Source organism: Brevibacillus sp. NRRL NRS-603 (genome assembly GCF_003013445.1).
GTDB lineage: Bacteria > Bacillota > Bacilli > Brevibacillales > Brevibacillaceae > Brevibacillus > Brevibacillus formosus.
Genome location: NZ_PXZN01000032.1, coordinates 63,312 through 81,545 on the forward strand (window position 1 = coordinate 63,312; position 18,234 = coordinate 81,545).

The window sequence follows — 18,234 nt, forward strand, 5'->3', positions numbered from 1 at the left end:
TCAGATTACCCTCCTTTACTTCTTCTTGTTTGCTACTGTACGGCGTGGACCTTTACGCGTACGAGCATTTGTTTTAGAACGTTGACCGCGAACTGGAAGTCCACGACGATGACGGATGCCACGGAAGCAACCGATTTCCATCAGACGCTTGATGTTGAGGGAGATCTCACGACGGAGGTCACCTTCCACCTTCACAGTTTTGTCGATGTACTCACGAAGTTTGTTCACTTCATCTTCTGTCAGATCGCGAACACGAGTGTTCATGTCTACGCCAGTAGCGGACAGAATTTTTTGAGACGTGGGGCGGCCAATACCAAAAATGTAGGTAAGAGCAACTTCAACGCGTTTTTCGCGCGGCAAGTCTACGCCTGCAATACGTGCCATGTGTCAAAAGCACCTCCTTGTTTACCCTTGTTTTTGCTTATGCTTCGGATTTTCACAAATAACCATTACGTTACCTTTGCGACGGATAACCTTGCATTTCTCGCAGATCGGTTTAACCGAAGGTCTCACTTTCATGGTTCTTGCCTCCCTTTTCTAGGGGTTTTGCTTACTATTTATAGCGGTACGTAATACGTCCGCGGGTTAAGTCGTACGGCGACAGTTCAACAGTTACTTTATCCCCCGGCAGGATACGGATAAAGTGCATGCGGATTTTTCCAGAGACGTGAGCGAGGACTTTATGTCCATTCTCTAATTCTACTCGAAACATAGCATTTGGCAAAGGTTCGATTACCGTACCTTCCACCTCAATTACATCATCTTTTGCCATGGTAAACTCTCCTTTCTTCTGCTCTTCAGTCGGACCATGAGTTTTGCGAAATGATCACACAACGAACTTATCGTCGACACGTTGGACGACAATCCCGAACCGTTCGGAACTACCGTTTTTATGTCCGTGTAAAAATCTCATAGCCATCTTCCGTAATCGCGATGGTGTGTTCAAAATGAGCACAAGTTTTCCGATCCACTGTTACTACCGTCCAATTGTCCTCCAATGTGCGGACATAACGTTCGCCGGCATTTACCATTGGCTCTATTGCCAACACCATGCCTGGTTTTAACCGCGGTCCTCGATCAGGAGGGCCGTAGTTAGGAACCTGCGGATCTTCGTGCAAGTTTTGCCCGATCCCATGCCCCACATACTCGCGAACGAGTGTGAAGCCGGCAGCTTCTGCATGAACCTGAATCGCATGAGAGATGTCGGACAAGCGTCCACCCGGAACAGCTTTTTCAAGCCCCTTGTACAACGACTCTTCCGTTACTCTGAGCAGCTTCTGGTTTTCTGTTGAAATCTTACCGACCGGATACGTCCAAGCAGAGTCGCCATGGTAACCCTGAAACTGGGCACCAATGTCGATACTAATAATGTCTCCTTCTTGTAACGCCCGTTTACCTGGGATCCCGTGTACGAGTTCTTCATTGACTGAAGCACAGATACTTCCTGGAAAGCCACCATAGCCTTTAAACGATGGAATTGCTCCCATGCTTCGAATAAAGGTCTCGGCAATTTCGTCTAGCTGCTTCGTCGTGACACCAGGCTTGATCGCCTTGGCCAGTTCTTGATGGGTGAGTGCGACGATACGACCAGCTTCGCGCATAACCTCAAGTTCTGCTTTCGACTTTAGGATAATCATTCGCAATTACCCTCGCAACAAAGATTTAATTTCCGCAAACACTACCTGGATATCTTGTTCTCCATCGATATCTCGCAGAAGTTCCTGTGCGGAGTAGTAGTCGATAAGTGGCTGTGTTTGAGCGATATTCACGTCAAGGCGTTGTGTTACCACTTCGATCTTGTCGTCTTCACGCTGATACAGCTTACCACCATCTTTATCACATACGCCAGCCTCTTTTGGAGGATTGAACATCGTGTGATAGCTAGCACCACAAACAGGGCAGATCCAGCGACCGGTCAGACGTTCAATCAATTGCTCGCGTTGAACGTTGATGTTAATTACATGGTCAATTTCGCGTCCCAGCTCTTTTACTGTAGCTGTCAACGCTTCCGCCTGAGGTACTGTGCGCGGAAAACCATCTAAGAGGAATCCCTTTGCGCAGTCATCCATCGAAAGGCGCTCCCGCACAATACCAATGACGACCTCGTCTGGGACGAGATGACCTTTATCCATGTAGGATTTAGCCTCTAGTCCGAGCGGCGTTTCGTTTTTGACCGCAGCTCGGAACATGTCGCCAGTCGAAATGTGCGGGATGTCAAACTCTTTTACGATACGTTCTGCCTGTGTCCCTTTACCGGCTCCAGGCAGTCCCATCAGAATTATATTCACGTCCATTCCCTCCGTCCCATCAAAAAAGCTAGAGAAGCTTTTCTGTAAACATCTAAGTCATTACTTGATAAACCCTTGGTAGTGGCGTTTGATCATCTGACTTTCAATCTGCTTCATTGTATCCAAGCATACCCCAACCACGATCAACAGCGATGTACCACCGATGTAAATGGATTGCGGCAAGTTTGCAATACTACCGAAGAAGAATGGCAAAATCGCAATTAGCATCAAGAACAAAGCGCCCGCCAATGTTAACCGGTTTAATGTACGAGTAATGAATACCTCAGTGTTTTTACCAGGTCGGATACCAGGAATGTAACCACCATTTTTTCTCATGTTTTCTGCCATTTGTACAGGGTTGATCTGTACGAATGTGTAGAAGTAGGTGAATCCGAGAATCAAGATAGCGTAAAGCGTCATTCCTAATGGTTTGTTGACTTGGAAGTTCTCATAAATCCAGTTAGCAAATCCTTGTCCGGATGCATCCACCCAGAACTGAGCAATCGTTGACGGGAACATTACCAGCGATACCGCAAAGATAACAGGAATAACACCAGCAGAGTTGATTTTCAGCGGAATGTGGGTAGATTGACCACCGTACATTTTGCGTCCAACCACTCGTTTCGCATATTGCACTGGAATCTTACGAAGACCTTGCTGCATAAAGATAACCCCGACAATAATGGCGAGGACCACCAATAGGATAAGCAGAACTTTGACGATGCTGAAAAAGATGTTTACAGATGGATCACCAAACATCGTGGTGTAGATCGTCGTAGCCGCATTAGGCAGTCCAGCAACGATCCCGGCAACGATCAGGATCGAAATCCCGTTACCGATACCCTTCTCCGTAATCTGTTCCCCCATCCACATCATGAATGCGGTCCCAGCTGTCAATGTCAACGCAATGAGTGCATAGCTGCCAACCGACGTGTCGTTTAGCAAACCAGGCGCCATATTGTTGAATCCAATCGTCATCCCTACAGACTGAATCAAACCAAGGATAATTGTAGCGTAACGGGTAACGGTGGCAATCTTGCGACGACCAACTTCACCTTCACGAGCCCATTGCGTTAGCTTAGGCACAACATCCATGGACATCAGCTGCATGATAATCGATGCCGTAATGTACGGCATGATACCCATGGCAAAAATCGAGAAGTTATGCAGTGCTCCACCTGAGAAGGTGTTCAACAAGCCCAGTAATTGGTTTGTATTCTGCTGAAACAACTCGACATTTACGTTAGGAACTGGCACAAAGCTTCCGATCCGGAAAACGACCAGCATCATGAGCGTAAAAAGGATCTTGCGACGAAGGTCGCTAATTTTAAAAATGTTAGTTAAGGACGCTAACATTAGATCACCTCGGTTGTTCCACCGACTTGTGCGATCTTCTCAGCAGCAGCTCCGGAGAACTTGTGAGCTTTAACAGTCAGCTTCACAGTCAGTTCACCGTTAGCAAGAACCTTAACACCGTCGCGCAGCGCGCTGATAACACCAGTTTCTTTCAACAGCTCAGGTGTTACTACAGTGCCCTCTTCAAAACGGTTCAGCGCGTCCAAGCTAACAATCGCAAATTCTTTGCGGCTGATGTTAGTGAAACCACGCTTAGGCAGACGACGGTACAATGGGTTTTGACCACCCTCGAATCCTGGGCGAACACCTCCGCCGGAACGAGCGTTTTGACCTTTGTGACCTTTACCAGCAGTTTTGCCAGTACCGCTACCGATACCGCGACCGATGCGCTTACGAGTGTGACGGGATCCTTCTGCAGGTTGCAGTTCATGCAATTTCATACGTTGCACCTCCTAACTAATTGAGATGTTCAATTAAGCTTCTACTTCTTTCACTTCTACCAAGTGCTTCACTTTGAAAACCATTCCACGAATTGCAGGATTATCTTCCTTCACTACAGTGGAGTTGATTTTGCGAAGACCCAGAGCTTTAACAGTGTCTTGCTGATCTACTGTACGACCGATCAGGCTGCGTTTGAGGGTGATTTGCAATTTTGCCATGTTCATTCCCTCCTTATTAACCCAACAACTCGTCAACAGTCTTACCGCGCAATTTCGCGACATCTTCCGCTGTTTTAAGACGGCCGAGACCTTCCAGCGTAGCGTTGACCATGTTGATAGGATTGTTGGAACCAAGAGACTTACTCAAAATGTCACCTACACCTGCCAGTTCGAGAACGGCACGAACAGGTCCACCAGCGATAACTCCAGTACCTGGAGCAGCAGGTTTGATCAGAACTTTACCAGCACCGAATTGGCACATTACTTCGTGCGGAACTGTTGTTCCTCTCATCGGTACACGGATCAATTTTTTCTTAGCGTCGTCAATCGCTTTGCGAATGGCGTCTGGAACTTCTTGAGCTTTACCCATACCAGCACCTACGTGGCCGTTACGGTCTCCCACAACAACCAAGGCGCTGAAGCTCATACGACGTCCACCTTTAACCGTTTTTGCTACACGGTTAACTGCGACTACTTTTTCTTCGAGCTCTAATTTGCTAGGGTCGATACGCATTCCTTACCCTCCTTGTTGTTAGAATTGCAGACCAGCTTCACGAGCTGCTTCTGCCAGTGCTTTAATACGTCCATGATAAATGTAACCACCGCGGTCAAAAATCACTTCTGTCGCACCTTTTTCTTGTGCACGCTTAGCGATCAGTGTGCCAACAGCTGTAGCAGCTTCCACGTTAGCGCCATTTTTCAGGCCCAGCTCTTTATCCAAAGAAGATGCAGATACCAGTGTTACGCCAGTTGCATCATCGATCAATTGAGCGTAGATATGCTTAGAAGAACGGAAAACGTTCAGACGCGGGCGAATGGTAGAACCAATCACGCGTTTGCGGATTCGCAGGTGGCGTTTTTTCCGAGCTTTGTTTTTATCAGCTTTCGTAAACATTAAGCGGCCTCCTTTCTCATGAAGCTAGAAGCTTATTTACCTTTTTTACCTTCTTTACGACGAACCACTTCATCGCTGTACTTGATACCTTTACCTTTGTATGGCTCAGGTTTACGCAGAGAACGGATTTCAGCAGCAACTTGGCCTACGCGCTCTTTGTTAATACCTTTTACCACCAAAGTGGTTTGGTTTGGTACATCGATTTCGATACCCTCTTCTGGAGTAACTTCCACTGGGTGGGAGAAACCAAGAGAGAGAGTAACACCGTTGCCGGACTTAGCAGCACGGTAACCTACACCGACCAGTTCCAGGGTACGAGTGAAGCCTTCGGATACGCCAGTTACCATGTTGGATACCAGCGCACGAGTTGTACCATGCAGGGAACGGTGAAGTTTGTTGTCGCTTGGACGCTCAACGATTACTTCGTTTTCAGCGATGTTAATTTTGATATCTTCATGGAAGTTACGAACGAGTTGACCCTTAGGGCCCTTTACCGTCAGCTCAGTACCGTTCAGAGTGAGGGTAACGCCTGCAGGGACCACGATCGGTTTTCTACCGACACGAGACATGTGGTGCACCTCCTGTGCTATTTACAATCTGTTAATTACCAAACGTATGCAAGAACTTCTCCACCAACGTGTGCTTGACGAGCTTGCTTGTCAGTCATAACACCAGTGGATGTAGAGATGATCGCGCAACCGAGGCCACCCAAAACCTTAGGTACTTCATTGTTTTTTGCATATACACGAAGACCTGGCTTAGAGATACGTTTCAGACCTGTGATGACGCGCTCGTTGTTAGCACCGTATTTCAGGAATACGCGGATGATACCTTGTTTGTTGTCTTCAACAAACTCCGCATCGCGGATGAAGCCTTCTTCTTTAAGAATGCGCGCGATTTCCTTCTTGATGGTGGACGCCGGGATTTCCACTTTCTCGTGGCGAACCATGTTGGCGTTACGGATGCGTGTCAACATATCTGCGATTGGATCAGTCATAACCATGAGAGAAAACCTCCTTCCCGTTTCAAATTACCAGCTTGCTTTTTTCACGCCTGGAATTTGACCTTTATAAGCAAGTTCACGGAAGCAAATACGGCAGAGTTTGAATTTGCGCAATACGGAGTGAGGACGTCCGCAACGCTCGCAACGAGTGTACGCGCGTACTGCAAACTTCGGCTGCCGCTGTTGCTTGATGATCATAGATTTCTTTGCCACATTCTTCCCTCCTTACGAGTGGGTTTATTTACGGAATGGCATACCCATTTGAGTCAGCAACTCACGAGCTTCCTCATCCGTTTTCGCGGAAGTAACAATTACGATGTCCATACCGCGAACTTTATCAATTTTATCGTACTCGATCTCAGGGAAGATCAGTTGTTCCTTCAGACCAAGTGTGTAGTTACCGCGACCGTCAAAAGCCTTGGAAGAAATTCCACGGAAGTCACGAACACGCGGGAGAGATACGTTCATCAATTTGTCGAGGAAGTGGTACATACGCTCGCCGCGCAGAGTAACCTTCGCACCGATCGGCATACCTTCACGCAATTTGAAACCCGCGATGGATTTCTTAGCCTTTGTTACTACAGGCTTTTGACCAGCGATGATTTGCAGGTCTTCAATTGCAGTATCCAAGGACTTAGCGTTTGCTACCGCTTCGCCAACACCCATATTGATGATGATCTTTTCTACTTTCGGCACTTGCATGATGGAAGTGTAGTTAAACTTGCTCATCAAGCTAGGCACGATTTCGCTCGTATACTTTTCTTTCAATCTTGTTGCCATCTAGGATATCCTCCTTTCCAACCTGACTACTTGTCGAGTACTTCGCCAGACTTTTTCGCGTACCGAACTTTCTTGCCGTTATCCAAAACTTTGTAACCGATGCGAGTAGCTTTTCCGGACTTCGGATCGATCAAAGATACGTTGGATACGTGAATAGCTGCTTCTTGAGTCACAATGCCACCTTGCGGGTTAGCTTGGGACGGACGGCTGTGTTTCTTCACGAGGTTGATACCTTCAACCAGAACGCGTTCTTTCTTTGGATAAGCAGCGAGAACGCGACCTTTTTTGCCTTTATCTTTGCCCGCATTTACGATAACAGTGTCGCCTTTTTTAACGTGCATCGCTTGGTGCACCTCCTATCGAACAAACTGCCTGAGTTTTGCCGTTCAATTAGATAACCTCTGGAGCCAGAGAGATGATCTTCATGAAATCCTTGTCACGGAGCTCACGAGCCACAGGTCCAAAGATACGAGTACCACGAGGGGATTGATCGTCTTTGATGACTACAGCTGCGTTCTCATCGAAACGGATGTAAGAACCATCGTTACGACGAACGCCACTTACTGTGCGTACTACTACCGCTTTAACTACTTGACCTTTCTTGACAACGCCGCCGGGTGTAGCGGATTTTACGGAGCACACGATAACATCACCGATGTTCGCCGTTTTACGACCGGAACCACCCAGAACCTTGATGCACATGAGTTCCTTTGCACCGGAGTTGTCAGCAACAGCCAATCTCGTCTGAGTTTGGATCATTTACTGTTCCTCCTTTCGGACTTAATATCCGAAAATCTGACTTATACGATTACTGCCTCTTCGACGATACGTACCAAACGGAAACGTTTGTCTTTGGACAATGGACGAGTTTCCATGATTTCTACGATGTCGCCCACTTTTGCCGTGTTGTTCTCGTCGTGAGCCTTGAACTTTTTCGAGAATTTCATGCGTTTGCCGTACAAAGGATGTGTCTTGTAAGTTTCAACAAGAACAACAATGGTTTTATCCATCTTGTCGGAAACAACGCGACCTACAACTGTTCGACGCATATTGCGATCTGCGGTCATCGTTCAAACCTCCTTCCTATAATTAGCCGATTCCCAATTCTCTCTGGCGCAGGACGGTTTTCGCACGAGCAATATCCTTACGCACTTGTTTGATACGAGATGTGGTTTCGAGTTGACCCGTAGCCAGCTGGAAACGAAGGTTGAACAACTCTTCTTTCAAAGAAGTAACGTTTTGTTCGATCTCGGCAGTGGTCAAATTACGGTACTCATTAGCCTTCATGTGCGTCACCACCCACTTCTTCACGCTTCACGAACTTGCACTTGATTGGCAGTTTGTGCATAGCCAGACGCATAGCTTCGCGAGCGACTTCTTCAGGAACACCAGCAAGTTCGAACATGATCTTGCCTGGTTTCACTACCGCTACCCATTTCTCAGGAGAACCTTTACCGGAACCCATGCGGACTTCGAGCGGTTTTTGTGTTACTGGTTTATCAGGGAAAATTTTGATCCAAACTTTACCACCACGTTTGATGTAACGAGTCATCGCGATACGAGCTGCCTCGATCTGACGGTTAGTTACCCAAGATGGTTCCATTGCTTGCAATCCGTATTCACCGAACGCAACAGTAGTACCGCCTTTTGCGTTACCAGCCATTTTCCCGCGGTGTTGTTTACGGTGTTTCACGCGTTTTGGCGTCAACATGATTACTTGCCTCCTTCCTCAGTAGCGACGTTCTTTCTCGCTGGAAGGACTTCTCCACGATAGATCCACACTTTAACACCGATGCGACCATAAGTGGTATGTGCTTCAGCAGTACCGTAGTCGATGTCAGCGCGCAATGTGTGAAGTGGAACAGTACCTTCGCTGTAACCTTCAGAACGTGCGATGTCCGCGCCGCCAAGACGACCGCTTACCAAGGTTTTGATACCTTTAGCACCAGAGCGCAGCGTACGAGTGATCGATTGCTTTTGCGCACGGCGGAAAGAAATGCGGTTTTCCAATTGGCGTGCAATATTTTCAGCTACCAGAGTAGCATCCAGATCCGGACGTTTGATTTCGTTGATATTGATATGAACGCGTTTGCCAGTCAGATCAGTCAGGGTTTTGCGCAGAGTTTCAACCTCTGAACCACCTTTACCAATTACCATACCAGGCTTAGCGGTGTGAATCGTAACGTTCACGCGATTAGCTGCGCGTTCGATTTCGATCGTGGATACAGCAGCATCTTTTAGACGCCCTTTTACATACTTGCGGATTTTCAAGTCTTCGTGCAACAGAGTTGCGAAGTCCTTATCAGCGTACCATTTGGACTCCCAGTCACGAATGACACCGATCCGAAGACCTACCGGGCTTACCTTTTGACCCACACGTAATCCCTCCTTATTTCTCGTTTAGTACCACTGTGATGTGGCTCGTGCGTTTATGGATGCGGCTAGCGCGACCCATAGCGCGCGGACGGAAACGCTTCAACGTAGGACCTTGGTCTACGAAGATTTTGCCCACTACGAGGCTGTTCGGATCCATCTCATAGTTGTGCTCAGCGTTTGCAATAGCCGACTTCAGGAGTTTTTCAACAACTGGAGAAGCTGCCTTTGGCGTGTGTTTCAAGATCGCCAAAGCTTCACCTACTTGCTTGCCTCTGATCAAGTCTACCACCAGGCGGACTTTACGAGACGCGATGCGAATATTGCGTGCAACTGCTTTTGCTTCCATCTTTGTACCTCCTCTCTGTCAAGAGAAAATTAGCGCTTCTTGGACTTCTTGTCGTTGTCGACGTGACCCTTGAAGGTACGAGTTGGTGCGAATTCACCCAATTTATGACCAACCATGTCTTCCGATACGTATACTGGTACATGTTTGCGGCCATCGTAAACTGCAAACGTGTGTCCTACGAACTCAGGGAAGATGGTGGAACGGCGAGACCATGTTTTGATCACGCGTTTCTCGTTCTTTTCATTTTGCTCGTCAACTTTTTTCATCAAGTGGTCATCCACGAAAGGACCCTTTTTTAAGCTACGTCCCATTAGTGAACCTCCCTTCGCCAAAGGCGTTCGGTTATAGTATCAGCCTACCTTATTTCTTGCGGCGGCGGATGATGTATTGGTCGGACTTGTTCTTCTTCTTACGAGTCTTGAGACCCAGGGTTGGTTTACCCCAAGGAGTAACAGGTGCTTTACGACCGATTGGAGCGCGACCTTCACCACCACCGTGTGGGTGATCGTTCGGGTTCATTACGCTACCGCGAACAGTTGGACGGATACCCAACCAGCGGGAACGTCCTGCTTTACCGATGTTCAGCAGTTCGTGATCCAGGTTACCTACTTGACCGATAGTAGCGCGGCATACGTTGTGGATGCGGCGTGTTTCACCGGAAGACAGGCGAACGATTACGAACTCACCATCACGACCAAGCAATTGAGCAGATGTACCAGCAGCGCGCACCAATTGGCCGCCTTTACCAGGTTTCAGCTCGATGTTGTGGATGGTTGTACCTACCGGGATTTTCTCCATTGGCAGTGCGTTACCGATTTTGATGTCGGCATCTGCTCCGGATACGATCTGGTCGCCCACTTTCAGGTTGTGTGGAGCGATAATGTAACGCTTTTCACCGTCTGCATAGTTGATCAGAGCGATGTTAGCGGAACGGTTTGGATCGTATTCAATGGTTGCTACGCGACCAATGATACCATCTTTGTTACGTTTGAAGTCGATAATACGGTATTTACGTTTATGACCGCCACCTTGATGACGAACGGTAATTCTACCTTGGTTGTTGCGACCAGCTTTTTTGCTGAGAGGCGCCAACAAGGATTTTTCGGGAGTCGACGTGGTGATCTCCTCGAAAGTAGAAACCGTCATTTGGCGACGACCAGGAGAAGTCGGTTTAAACTTCTTGATACCCATGTTAATACCCTCCTTTTCGGTAGTCGTCGAGGTTATACTCCCTCGTAGAAGGCCAATTCTTTGCTGTCATCAGTCAGCTTAACGATTGCTTTCTTCCACTCGGACGTGTAACCGGAGTATTTTCCGTAGCGTTTTGGTTTCGCAGGTACACGAACTGTGTTAACTGCTTCTACTTTTACGCCAAATACTTTTTCAACAGCTTGCTTGATTTCTGTTTTGTTGGCTTTGAGAGGTACTTCGAAAACGTACTTCTTCTCAGCCATCATATCAGTGGTGCGCTCGGTAATGACAGGGCGTTTAAGGACATCATGAAGGCTCTTCATTATGCGAGCACCTCCTCTACTTTCGCAACCGCTTCTTTCGTCACGATTACTTTGTCATGCGCTACCAGATCAAGAACGTTAATGCCTGCAGCATCTACGATTTTTGCACCTGGGATATTACGGGAAGCGAGCGCTACGTTTTGGTCGTACTCGGAAGTAACGATCAGAACTTTGCGATCTACTTTCAAGCTGCTCAAAACAGCTGTCATTTCCTTAGTTTTAGGAGCTGCGAAGTTCAAAGCTTCCAATACCAGGAGTTCGTTGTTTTGTACTTTCGTGGAAAGTGCAGATTTCAGAGCCAAACGACGAACTTTACGGTTCAGTTTGTAACCGTATTTGCGCGGAGTTGGACCGAATACAACACCGCCACCTTTCCATTGCGGAGAGCGAATGGAACCTTGGCGTGCACGACCTGTACCTTTTTGGCGCCATGGCTTGCGGCCACCACCACGTACTTCAGAACGGTTCTTTACATCATGTGTACCTTGGCGTTGGGATGCTTGTTGCATCACGATCGCATCGTACAGAACTGCGCTGTTAGGCTCAATCCCAAAAACGCTGTCTGCCAGATCGATTTCGCCAACTTGAGAACCGGTTTGGTTATAAAGAGCTACTTTCGGCATGTCAGTTCCTCCTTTCCTTACTAGTTCTTCTTGACTGCCGTGGATACCAGTACGCAGCTGTTTTTCGGACCAGGCACGGAGCCTTTTACGAGAACCAGATTGCGTTCTGCATCTACTTTAATTACTTCCAGGTTTTGAATGGTAACGTTGTCGCCACCCATTTGACCTGGCAGGGTTTGACCTTTAAATACGCGGTTTGGAGCTACAGCACCCATGGAACCTGGACCGCGGTGGTAACGCGAACCGTGAGCCATAGGACCGCGGGATTGATTGTGACGTTTGATCGCACCTTGGAAACCTTTACCCTTGGATACGCCAGCTACGTCTACCATTTCTCCCTCGGCAAAAATGTCAGCTTTCAACTCTTGACCAACCTCGTAATCAGCGAGGTTAACTCCGCGAATTTCGCGAATGAAGCGCTTAGGAGCAGTATTAGCTTTCGCTGCATGTCCTTTTTCCGGCTTGTTAGCGCGCTGTTCTTTTTTGTCTTCGAAACCGATTTGAATCGCTTCATAACCGTCAGTCTCAACGTCTTTCTTCTGGAGAACTACGTTGGAACCTACTTCGATAACCGTTACAGCAGTCGCTGTTCCGTTTGGACCAAAAACTTGAGTCATGCCAAGTTTTTTCCCTAAGATTCCTTTGGTCATTTGTGCCACCTCCTGTGCTTATTTCAGTAAAACGTTTTTATGTTGTATCAAGTCCCCATCGATGCGCAGGGGTGCCATTTTAAGGGTTTGTTGCTTGGTATAACACGCTTATCAAGACAACGTCTGCGCGTGTATCGCTTTTTGGGACCTACAGTTTAATCTCGATGTCCACACCAGATGGCAGATCCAGACGCATCAAAGCATCTACTGTTTGTGGTGTTGGGTTCAAGATATCGATCAGACGTTTGTGTGTACGCATCTCGAATTGCTCGCGAGAATCTTTGTACTTATGAACCGCACGCAGGATCGTGTAAACTGCTTTCTCCGTAGGGAGTGGAATCGGACCGGATACGTTAGCACCGGAACGCTTCGCAGTGTCCACAATTTTTTCTGCGGACTGATCCAGGATTTTGTGATCATACGCTTTCAAACGAATACGAATCTTTTGCTTTGCCATTGAAGTCCCTCCTTTTTCGCCCATTTTTTAAACAGACATTTCTCCGTGGAAATATCCTGCACCCCGGTCATGGCAAAGGGGCCGGGTGTGTCAGCAACCTCCCACATCATCGCAAGTCCATGACCAACATTCAATATTGTACTAAAAAGATTTGGGCAACGCAAGTTTTTTCTTGGGTTTCCGCATATTTTTTTTGTACATGGTGCGCCTACTGAATGGCTCACTTTGACCATATTACATATTTCCGTGAAATAAGGCAAGCGGGATTACCTGCCAACTCGCTGATCATCTATCTATAATAGAAGGAAGACGTTATACTTATGGTTGTAATCGTTATGAAATGGAGGTTTTCCTCAATGTCTGATGTGAATCAAACCCCTTATGAAATCATCGGCGGCGCAGATACCTTGGCCCGTCTTGTCGATACCTTTTATGATCTGGTAAAGCAGCATCCCGATATTAACGAGCTCTTCCCTGAAGATTTAACCCACGTGAAGGAACGTCAGTATCAGTTTTTGACACAGTTTCTCGGTGGTCCAAGCCTGTATTCGGACGCCCACGGTCATCCGATGCTGCGAGCACGACACATGCCGTTTCCTATTGGACCTGTACAGGCAGAGGCTTGGCTCTCTTGTATGGATAAAGCCATGGACCTGACAGGACTGGAAGGCGAAATTCGGAAGCACATCTTTGATCGCTTGCGTTTAACTGCTCACCATATGGTCAATAAGTGGGATCAATAAGAAAAAGCGTAGGACAATTACCGTCCTACGCTTTTGTTGTAATATCAGAGGCTGCTGCTGCATGCGCAGCTTTCGGTCTCACCAAGCTGCGTGATCCCAAATATACACCGCCTACGATCATACAAAGTGCTAGTAAGTGTACGAGTTGGAGGCTTTCCCCCAGGAATATCGCCGCAAATACCAAACTGGCCATCGGCATTCCATTTAAGAAAACAGCTGTTCGACTCGCTCCCAGCTGACGTATGCCATAATTCCAGCCGATCGAGCCGAGCGCAGTTGATAGCGCACCTGAAGCAAAAATCACAAGCCACTGAAAAGATGAAACGTCCAAAGAAAGATAATAGGAAGCTGGTTGAACAGTCAATGCGACTCCCCACAAGAAGATGACTCCAAACATTTGCGATAAAGCCGTAATTAAGAGTACCGGCACACCTCTTACGACCAATTTCCGTATAAGTAAACCACCCGTTACATACATGAGCATGGAGAAAAACATAATGGCATCTCCCCAGCCATTCATATGAAGACCGCCGTGCTGAGAGATAACGACAATCAATACTCCTGCAAAACCCATTCCAATGCCAATCCCTTTTTTCAACGACATGCCTTCTCCTAAGAAAAGCATCGCCAAGAGTGCCGTTGCCAACGGATTTAATCCAAGTATAAGCGACGCATTTCCCGCTGTCGTGTATTGAACACCGGCGGCCAGCGTTATTTGATGGAGAGCGATAGAACTAGCACCGACTCCGGCCAACAAGAACCAATCCGTTTTGCTAAAACGCAAACTCTTTCGGTATAAGAAGATGAGTGGCGATAAACAGATTCCACCGACAGTCATGCGTATAGCCGCGACATACAATGGAGGAAACGTTGTTAAATACTTGACCATGACGACATTCAAGCCCCACAGCGTGACAACACCTGCAAGCATAAGAAACAGTAATCGCTCATTATTTTTCATCTCTAATATCCCCCATCCAATCCTGATGGTATTGTAGCATATTGCCACGAGAGGCAAATTGAATGATTTTGATGGGAGTTATTTAAAAGTTCGATAAATGCACATAAAAAAACCCGACAACCAAAGTTGTCGGGTTTTGTGTATCCGTATATCTTACGCGTCGATAGAAGCTACAACGCCAGCGCCTACTGTACGGCCACCTTCGCGGATCGCGAAGCGAGTACCTTGTTCCATCGCTACTGGAGCGATCAGTTCTACAGTGAACTCAGTGTTGTCGCCAGGCATGATCATTTCAACGCCTTCTGGCAGTTGGATGATACCTGTTACGTCAGTTGTACGGAAGTAGAATTGTGGACGGTAGTTAGCAAAGAAAGGAGTGTGACGTCCGCCTTCTTCTTTGGACAGAACGTAAACTTCTGCTTTGAACTTAGTGTAAGGCTTAACGGAACCTGGTTTCGCCAAGCATTGTCCACGCTCGATGTCGTTACGGTCTACACCGCGCAGCAGAGCACCGATGTTGTCACCAGCTTGAGCTTGATCCAGCAATTTGCGGAACATCTCAACACCAGTTACAGTTGTGTTTTTAGTTTCTTCAGCCAGACCAATGATTTCTACTTGGTCACCAACTTTAACGATACCGCGCTCTACACGACCAGTAGCAACAGTACCACGACCAGTGATCGTGAACACGTCCTCTACAGGCATCAGGAACGGCTTGTCAGTTGCACGCTCAGGAGTTGGGATGTAGCTGTCAACAGCGTCCATCAGTTCGCCAATTTTCTTAGCCCACTCACCAGTTGGGTTGTCCAAAGCTTCTTTAGCAGAACCTTTGATTACTGGAGTGTCGTCACCTGGGAACTCATATTGAGACAACAGGTCACGGATTTCCATTTCAACCAGTTCCAACAACTCTTCATCGTCTACCATGTCGCATTTGTTCATGAATACTACGATGTAAGGTACGCCTACTTGCTTGGAGAGCAGGATGTGCTCGCGAGTTTGTGGCATTGGACCATCAGCTGCGGATACAACCAGGATAGCGCCGTCCATTTGAGCAGCACCGGTAATCATGTTTTTCACGTAGTCAGCGTGACCAGGGCAGTCAACGTGAGCATAGTGACGGTTTTCAGTTTCGTACTCAACGTGAGCAGTGTTGATTGTGATACCGCGCTCTTTTTCTTCTGGAGCAGCGTCAATAGAAGCGTAGTTCATAGCTTTTGCTTTACCTTGTTGTGCCAATACAGTTGTAATAGCAGCAGTCAGGGTAGTTTTACCATGGTCAACGTGACCGATAGTACCGATGTTAACGTGTGGTTTATTACGCTCAAATTTTTCTTTTGCCATGAGAGTAAAGCCTCCTTATATATAAGGGTTTTATGGTTTGAAGAAAGGTTTACCTTACGAATGGTTGTCCCTTCCATATTGTAAACCTTTCTGGTTGCAAGATAAAGCTGTAACCTGTAATTATTCGCCTTTAGATTTCTTGATGATCTCTTCAGCGATAAATTTAGGTACTTCTTCGTAGTGGTCGATCACCATGGAGTAAACGCCACGGCCTTGAGTACGGGAACGCAGAACTGTGGAGTATCCGAACATCTCGGACAGTGGTACCATTGCACGGATTACTTGTGCATTTGCACGAGCTTCCATACCTTCGATACGACCGCGGCGGGAGTTCAGGTCACCCATTACGTCGCCCATGTACTCTTCAGGCATTGTAACTTCTACTTTCATGATTGGCTCGAGCAGTACAGCGCCACATTTTTTCGCAGCTTCCTTCAATGCGAGGGAACCTGCTACTTTAAATGCCATCTCGGAGGAGTCGACATCATGGTAGCTACCGTCTACGATAGTAGCTTTGATATCAACCAGCGGGAAGCCGGCGATAACACCATTTTTCATCGATTCTTCGATACCCGCTTGAACAGCAGGGATGTATTCGCGTGGTACTACACCACCAACGATTTTGTTTTCGAATTGGAAGCCTTGACCCGGCTCGAGAGGAGCGAACTCCACCCAAACGTGACCGTATTGACCACGACCACCGGACTGACGAACGAATTTACCTTCCACTTTAGCTGCGTTACGGAATGTTTCACGGTAAGCAACCTGTGGAGCACCTACGTTCGACTCAACTTTAAATTCGCGTTTCAGACGGTCAACGATGATCTCCAGGTGAAGCTCACCCATACCGGAGATGATAGTTTGACCTGTTTCTTCATCTGTGCGAGTTCTGAACGTTGGATCCTCTTCAGCCAGCTTGGACAGGCCGATACCCATCTTGTCTTGGTCTGCTTTGGATTTTGGTTCGATCGCAACAGAGATAACTGGCTCTGGGAATTCCATAGACTCGAGGATTACAGGAGCCTTTTCATCACACAGAGTATCACCAGTTGTTGTATCTTTCAAACCTACAGCAGCAGCAATGTCACCGGAGTAAACCGTTTGGATCTCTTCACGGTGGTTTGCGTGCATTTGCAGAATACGGCCTACGCGCTCGCGCTTACCTTTAGTAGAGTTGAGTACGTAAGAACCGGAGTTCAGTACACCGGAGTATACACGGAAGAATGTCAGACGGCCTACATAAGGGTCAGTCATGATCTTGAACGCAAGAGCAGAGAACGGACCGTTATCGTCAGCTGGACGATCTACTTCTTCATCAGTATCTGGCAGTGTACCTTTGATTGCAGGGATATCTACCGGGGACGGCAGGTAAGCTACAACGTTGTCCAGCATAGGCTGAACACCTTTGTTACGGTAAGAAGAACCGCACATTACCGGCGTCAGTTTGCACTCGATAGTACCCTTACGCAGAGCTGCACGGATTTCTTCGTTGGTCAGCTCTTCGCCTTCCAAGTACTTCATCATGAGCTCTTCGTCTTGTTCTGCAGCTGCTTCAACCATAGCCATGCGAAGTTCTTCGCAACGTGCCAAAATGTCAGCAGGAATTTCAGCGGAGTCAGAAGTTTTACCCAAGTCATCAGTATATACGATTGCCTTCATTTCAATCAGGTCAACCATACCTTTGAATTGATCTTCTGCACCGATTGGATATTGGATTGCTACTGGATTTGCACCCAGGCGAGATTTGATCTGGCCCAAGCACATATCGAAGTTAGCACCCAAGATATCCATTTTGTTAATGTAGCACATGCGCGGTACGCCATAGCGGTCAGCTTGGCGCCATACTGTTTCGGTTTGCGGCTCAACGCCACCTTTTGCGTCAAAAACGGTTACAGCACCGTCAAGAACGCGCAGGGAGCGCTCAACTTCTACAGTGAAGTCTACGTGGCCTGGCGTATCAATGATGTTGATACGATGTCCAGCCCATTGAGCAGTAGTAGCAGCCGAAGTAATGGTAATACCGCGCTCTTGCTCTTGTTCCATCCAGTCCATGGTAGCTGCACCTTCGTGCACCTCACCAATTTTGTGAACACGACCAGTGTAGAACAGAATACGCTCAGTAGTCGTCGTCTTACCAGCATCGATGTGAGCCATGATACCGATATTACGCGTATTCGGCAAAGAGAACTCGCGAGCCATTAGGTATGCTCCTTCCATACTCGAGTTTGAGAATAAACGG

At 47.4% G+C, this 18,234-nt stretch carries 31 protein-coding genes; 1 reads left to right on the forward strand and 30 read right to left on the reverse strand.

What is annotated here, in order from left to right; genetic code table 11:
• Positions 1-15: 15 nt before the first annotated feature.
• From rpsM to rpsJ, 27 genes are all read right to left on the reverse strand, one after another.
• Complete coding sequence (rpsM, locus tag C7R94_RS22915; protein WP_012683999.1) at positions 16-384, reverse strand: 30S ribosomal protein S13; 369 nt, start codon at positions 382-384, stop codon at positions 16-18.
• Positions 385-405: 21 nt separating this feature from the next.
• Positions 406-519: a 50S ribosomal protein L36 gene (rpmJ, locus tag C7R94_RS22920; RefSeq protein ID WP_003333770.1), complete on the reverse strand. Its 114-nt coding sequence runs from the start codon at positions 517-519 to the stop codon at positions 406-408.
• 34 nt (positions 520-553) lie between these two features.
• On the reverse strand, positions 554-772 hold the full coding sequence (gene infA, locus C7R94_RS22925) for a translation initiation factor IF-1 (RefSeq protein WP_003333772.1): 219 nt from the start codon (positions 770-772) through the stop codon (positions 554-556).
• 118 nt (positions 773-890) lie between these two features.
• On the reverse strand, positions 891-1,637 hold the full coding sequence (gene map / locus C7R94_RS22930) for a type I methionyl aminopeptidase (RefSeq protein WP_047074690.1): 747 nt from the start codon (positions 1,635-1,637) through the stop codon (positions 891-893).
• Between the two features lie 6 nt (positions 1,638-1,643).
• Positions 1,644-2,288, reverse strand: coding sequence for an adenylate kinase (locus C7R94_RS22935; protein ID WP_012683997.1), 645 nt, complete (start codon positions 2,286-2,288; stop codon positions 1,644-1,646).
• A gap of 60 nt (positions 2,289-2,348) precedes the next feature.
• Positions 2,349-3,644, reverse strand: coding sequence for a preprotein translocase subunit SecY (gene secY, locus C7R94_RS22940; RefSeq protein ID WP_106785056.1), 1,296 nt, complete (start codon positions 3,642-3,644; stop codon positions 2,349-2,351).
• Positions 3,644-4,084: a 50S ribosomal protein L15 gene (gene rplO / locus C7R94_RS22945; RefSeq protein ID WP_007716272.1), complete on the reverse strand. Its 441-nt coding sequence runs from the start codon at positions 4,082-4,084 to the stop codon at positions 3,644-3,646. The genes secY and rplO overlap by 1 nt, the downstream gene beginning before the upstream one ends.
• Positions 4,085-4,117: 33 nt before the next feature.
• Positions 4,118-4,303, reverse strand: a complete 186-nt coding sequence (gene rpmD, locus C7R94_RS22950; RefSeq protein ID WP_012683995.1) for a 50S ribosomal protein L30 — start codon at positions 4,301-4,303, stop codon at positions 4,118-4,120.
• Between the two features lie 16 nt (positions 4,304-4,319).
• On the reverse strand, positions 4,320-4,817 hold the full coding sequence (rpsE, locus tag C7R94_RS22955) for a 30S ribosomal protein S5 (protein ID WP_047074695.1): 498 nt from the start codon (positions 4,815-4,817) through the stop codon (positions 4,320-4,322).
• Between the two features lie 18 nt (positions 4,818-4,835).
• On the reverse strand, positions 4,836-5,198 hold the full coding sequence (gene rplR / locus C7R94_RS22960; RefSeq protein ID WP_047074697.1) for a 50S ribosomal protein L18: 363 nt from the start codon (positions 5,196-5,198) through the stop codon (positions 4,836-4,838).
• A gap of 32 nt (positions 5,199-5,230) precedes the next feature.
• Positions 5,231-5,767, reverse strand: a complete 537-nt coding sequence (rplF, locus tag C7R94_RS22965) for a 50S ribosomal protein L6 (protein ID WP_047074699.1) — start codon at positions 5,765-5,767, stop codon at positions 5,231-5,233.
• Positions 5,768-5,802: 35 nt separating this feature from the next.
• Positions 5,803-6,201: a 30S ribosomal protein S8 gene (gene rpsH / locus C7R94_RS22970; protein ID WP_047074701.1), complete on the reverse strand. Its 399-nt coding sequence runs from the start codon at positions 6,199-6,201 to the stop codon at positions 5,803-5,805.
• A 27-nt stretch (positions 6,202-6,228) separates the two neighbouring features.
• On the reverse strand, positions 6,229-6,414 hold the full coding sequence (locus tag C7R94_RS22975; protein WP_005828830.1) for a type Z 30S ribosomal protein S14: 186 nt from the start codon (positions 6,412-6,414) through the stop codon (positions 6,229-6,231).
• Between the two features lie 24 nt (positions 6,415-6,438).
• Positions 6,439-6,981 carry a 50S ribosomal protein L5 gene (gene rplE, locus C7R94_RS22980; RefSeq protein WP_047074703.1) on the reverse strand — a complete coding sequence of 181 codons (543 nt, stop codon included), beginning with the start codon at positions 6,979-6,981 and terminating at the stop codon, positions 6,439-6,441.
• Positions 6,982-7,007: 26 nt separating this feature from the next.
• Positions 7,008-7,322 carry a 50S ribosomal protein L24 gene (gene rplX, locus C7R94_RS22985; RefSeq protein WP_007716253.1) on the reverse strand — a complete coding sequence of 105 codons (315 nt, stop codon included), beginning with the start codon at positions 7,320-7,322 and terminating at the stop codon, positions 7,008-7,010.
• A 49-nt stretch (positions 7,323-7,371) separates the two neighbouring features.
• On the reverse strand, positions 7,372-7,740 hold the full coding sequence (gene rplN, locus C7R94_RS22990) for a 50S ribosomal protein L14 (protein ID WP_012683990.1): 369 nt from the start codon (positions 7,738-7,740) through the stop codon (positions 7,372-7,374).
• Between the two features lie 41 nt (positions 7,741-7,781).
• Positions 7,782-8,048 (reverse strand): 30S ribosomal protein S17, encoded by a 267-nt coding sequence (gene rpsQ, locus C7R94_RS22995; RefSeq protein WP_012683989.1) that lies wholly within the window; start codon positions 8,046-8,048, stop codon positions 7,782-7,784.
• Between the two features lie 22 nt (positions 8,049-8,070).
• A complete protein-coding gene (gene rpmC / locus C7R94_RS23000; protein WP_012683988.1) occupies positions 8,071-8,268 on the reverse strand; it encodes a 50S ribosomal protein L29 in 198 nt (65 codons plus the stop codon).
• Entirely contained in the window at positions 8,258-8,692 is a 435-nt protein-coding gene (gene rplP / locus C7R94_RS23005; RefSeq protein WP_007716249.1) for a 50S ribosomal protein L16, read from the reverse strand. Before rplP ends, rpmC begins: the two co-directional genes overlap by 11 nt.
• A 2-nt stretch (positions 8,693-8,694) precedes the next feature.
• Positions 8,695-9,357 (reverse strand): 30S ribosomal protein S3, encoded by a 663-nt coding sequence (gene rpsC, locus C7R94_RS23010; protein ID WP_012683987.1) that lies wholly within the window; start codon positions 9,355-9,357, stop codon positions 8,695-8,697.
• Positions 9,358-9,370: 13 nt separating this feature from the next.
• Positions 9,371-9,703, reverse strand: coding sequence for a 50S ribosomal protein L22 (rplV, locus tag C7R94_RS23015; protein WP_047074707.1), 333 nt, complete (start codon positions 9,701-9,703; stop codon positions 9,371-9,373).
• Between the two features lie 29 nt (positions 9,704-9,732).
• Complete coding sequence (gene rpsS, locus C7R94_RS23020; RefSeq protein ID WP_005828846.1) at positions 9,733-10,014, reverse strand: 30S ribosomal protein S19; 282 nt, start codon at positions 10,012-10,014, stop codon at positions 9,733-9,735.
• A 49-nt stretch (positions 10,015-10,063) separates the two neighbouring features.
• A complete protein-coding gene (gene rplB, locus C7R94_RS23025; protein ID WP_012683985.1) occupies positions 10,064-10,894 on the reverse strand; it encodes a 50S ribosomal protein L2 in 831 nt (276 codons plus the stop codon).
• Between the two features lie 32 nt (positions 10,895-10,926).
• A complete protein-coding gene (gene rplW, locus C7R94_RS23030; protein WP_007716243.1) occupies positions 10,927-11,217 on the reverse strand; it encodes a 50S ribosomal protein L23 in 291 nt (96 codons plus the stop codon).
• Positions 11,217-11,840, reverse strand: a complete 624-nt coding sequence (rplD, locus tag C7R94_RS23035) for a 50S ribosomal protein L4 (RefSeq protein WP_016742844.1) — start codon at positions 11,838-11,840, stop codon at positions 11,217-11,219. Before rplD ends, rplW begins: the two co-directional genes overlap by 1 nt.
• 20 nt (positions 11,841-11,860) lie before the next feature.
• Positions 11,861-12,490 (reverse strand): 50S ribosomal protein L3, encoded by a 630-nt coding sequence (rplC, locus tag C7R94_RS23040; RefSeq protein ID WP_088910287.1) that lies wholly within the window; start codon positions 12,488-12,490, stop codon positions 11,861-11,863.
• Between the two features lie 148 nt (positions 12,491-12,638).
• Positions 12,639-12,947 carry a 30S ribosomal protein S10 gene (gene rpsJ, locus C7R94_RS23045; RefSeq protein WP_005828858.1) on the reverse strand — a complete coding sequence of 103 codons (309 nt, stop codon included), beginning with the start codon at positions 12,945-12,947 and terminating at the stop codon, positions 12,639-12,641.
• 356 nt (positions 12,948-13,303) lie between these two features.
• Between rpsJ and C7R94_RS23055 the strand changes: the two genes are divergently transcribed.
• Entirely contained in the window at positions 13,304-13,690 is a 387-nt protein-coding gene (locus C7R94_RS23055) for a globin domain-containing protein (protein WP_047074711.1), read from the forward strand.
• 25 nt (positions 13,691-13,715) lie between these two features.
• Here C7R94_RS23055 and C7R94_RS23060 read toward each other — a convergent pair whose 3' ends face one another.
• The 3 genes from C7R94_RS23060 to fusA all read right to left on the reverse strand — a co-directional run bounded on the left by C7R94_RS23060 (position 13,716) and on the right by fusA (position 18,194).
• Entirely contained in the window at positions 13,716-14,651 is a 936-nt protein-coding gene (locus C7R94_RS23060) for a DMT family transporter (RefSeq protein ID WP_106785058.1), read from the reverse strand.
• A 153-nt stretch (positions 14,652-14,804) separates the two neighbouring features.
• A complete protein-coding gene (tuf, locus tag C7R94_RS23065) occupies positions 14,805-15,995 on the reverse strand; it encodes an elongation factor Tu (protein WP_047074714.1) in 1,191 nt (396 codons plus the stop codon).
• A 120-nt stretch (positions 15,996-16,115) separates the two neighbouring features.
• The gene (gene fusA, locus C7R94_RS23070) at positions 16,116-18,194 is read right to left on the reverse strand and encodes an elongation factor G (protein ID WP_047074716.1); all 2,079 of its coding nucleotides are present in this window, start codon (positions 18,192-18,194) and stop codon (positions 16,116-16,118) included.
• Positions 18,195-18,234: the final 40 nt, after the last annotated feature.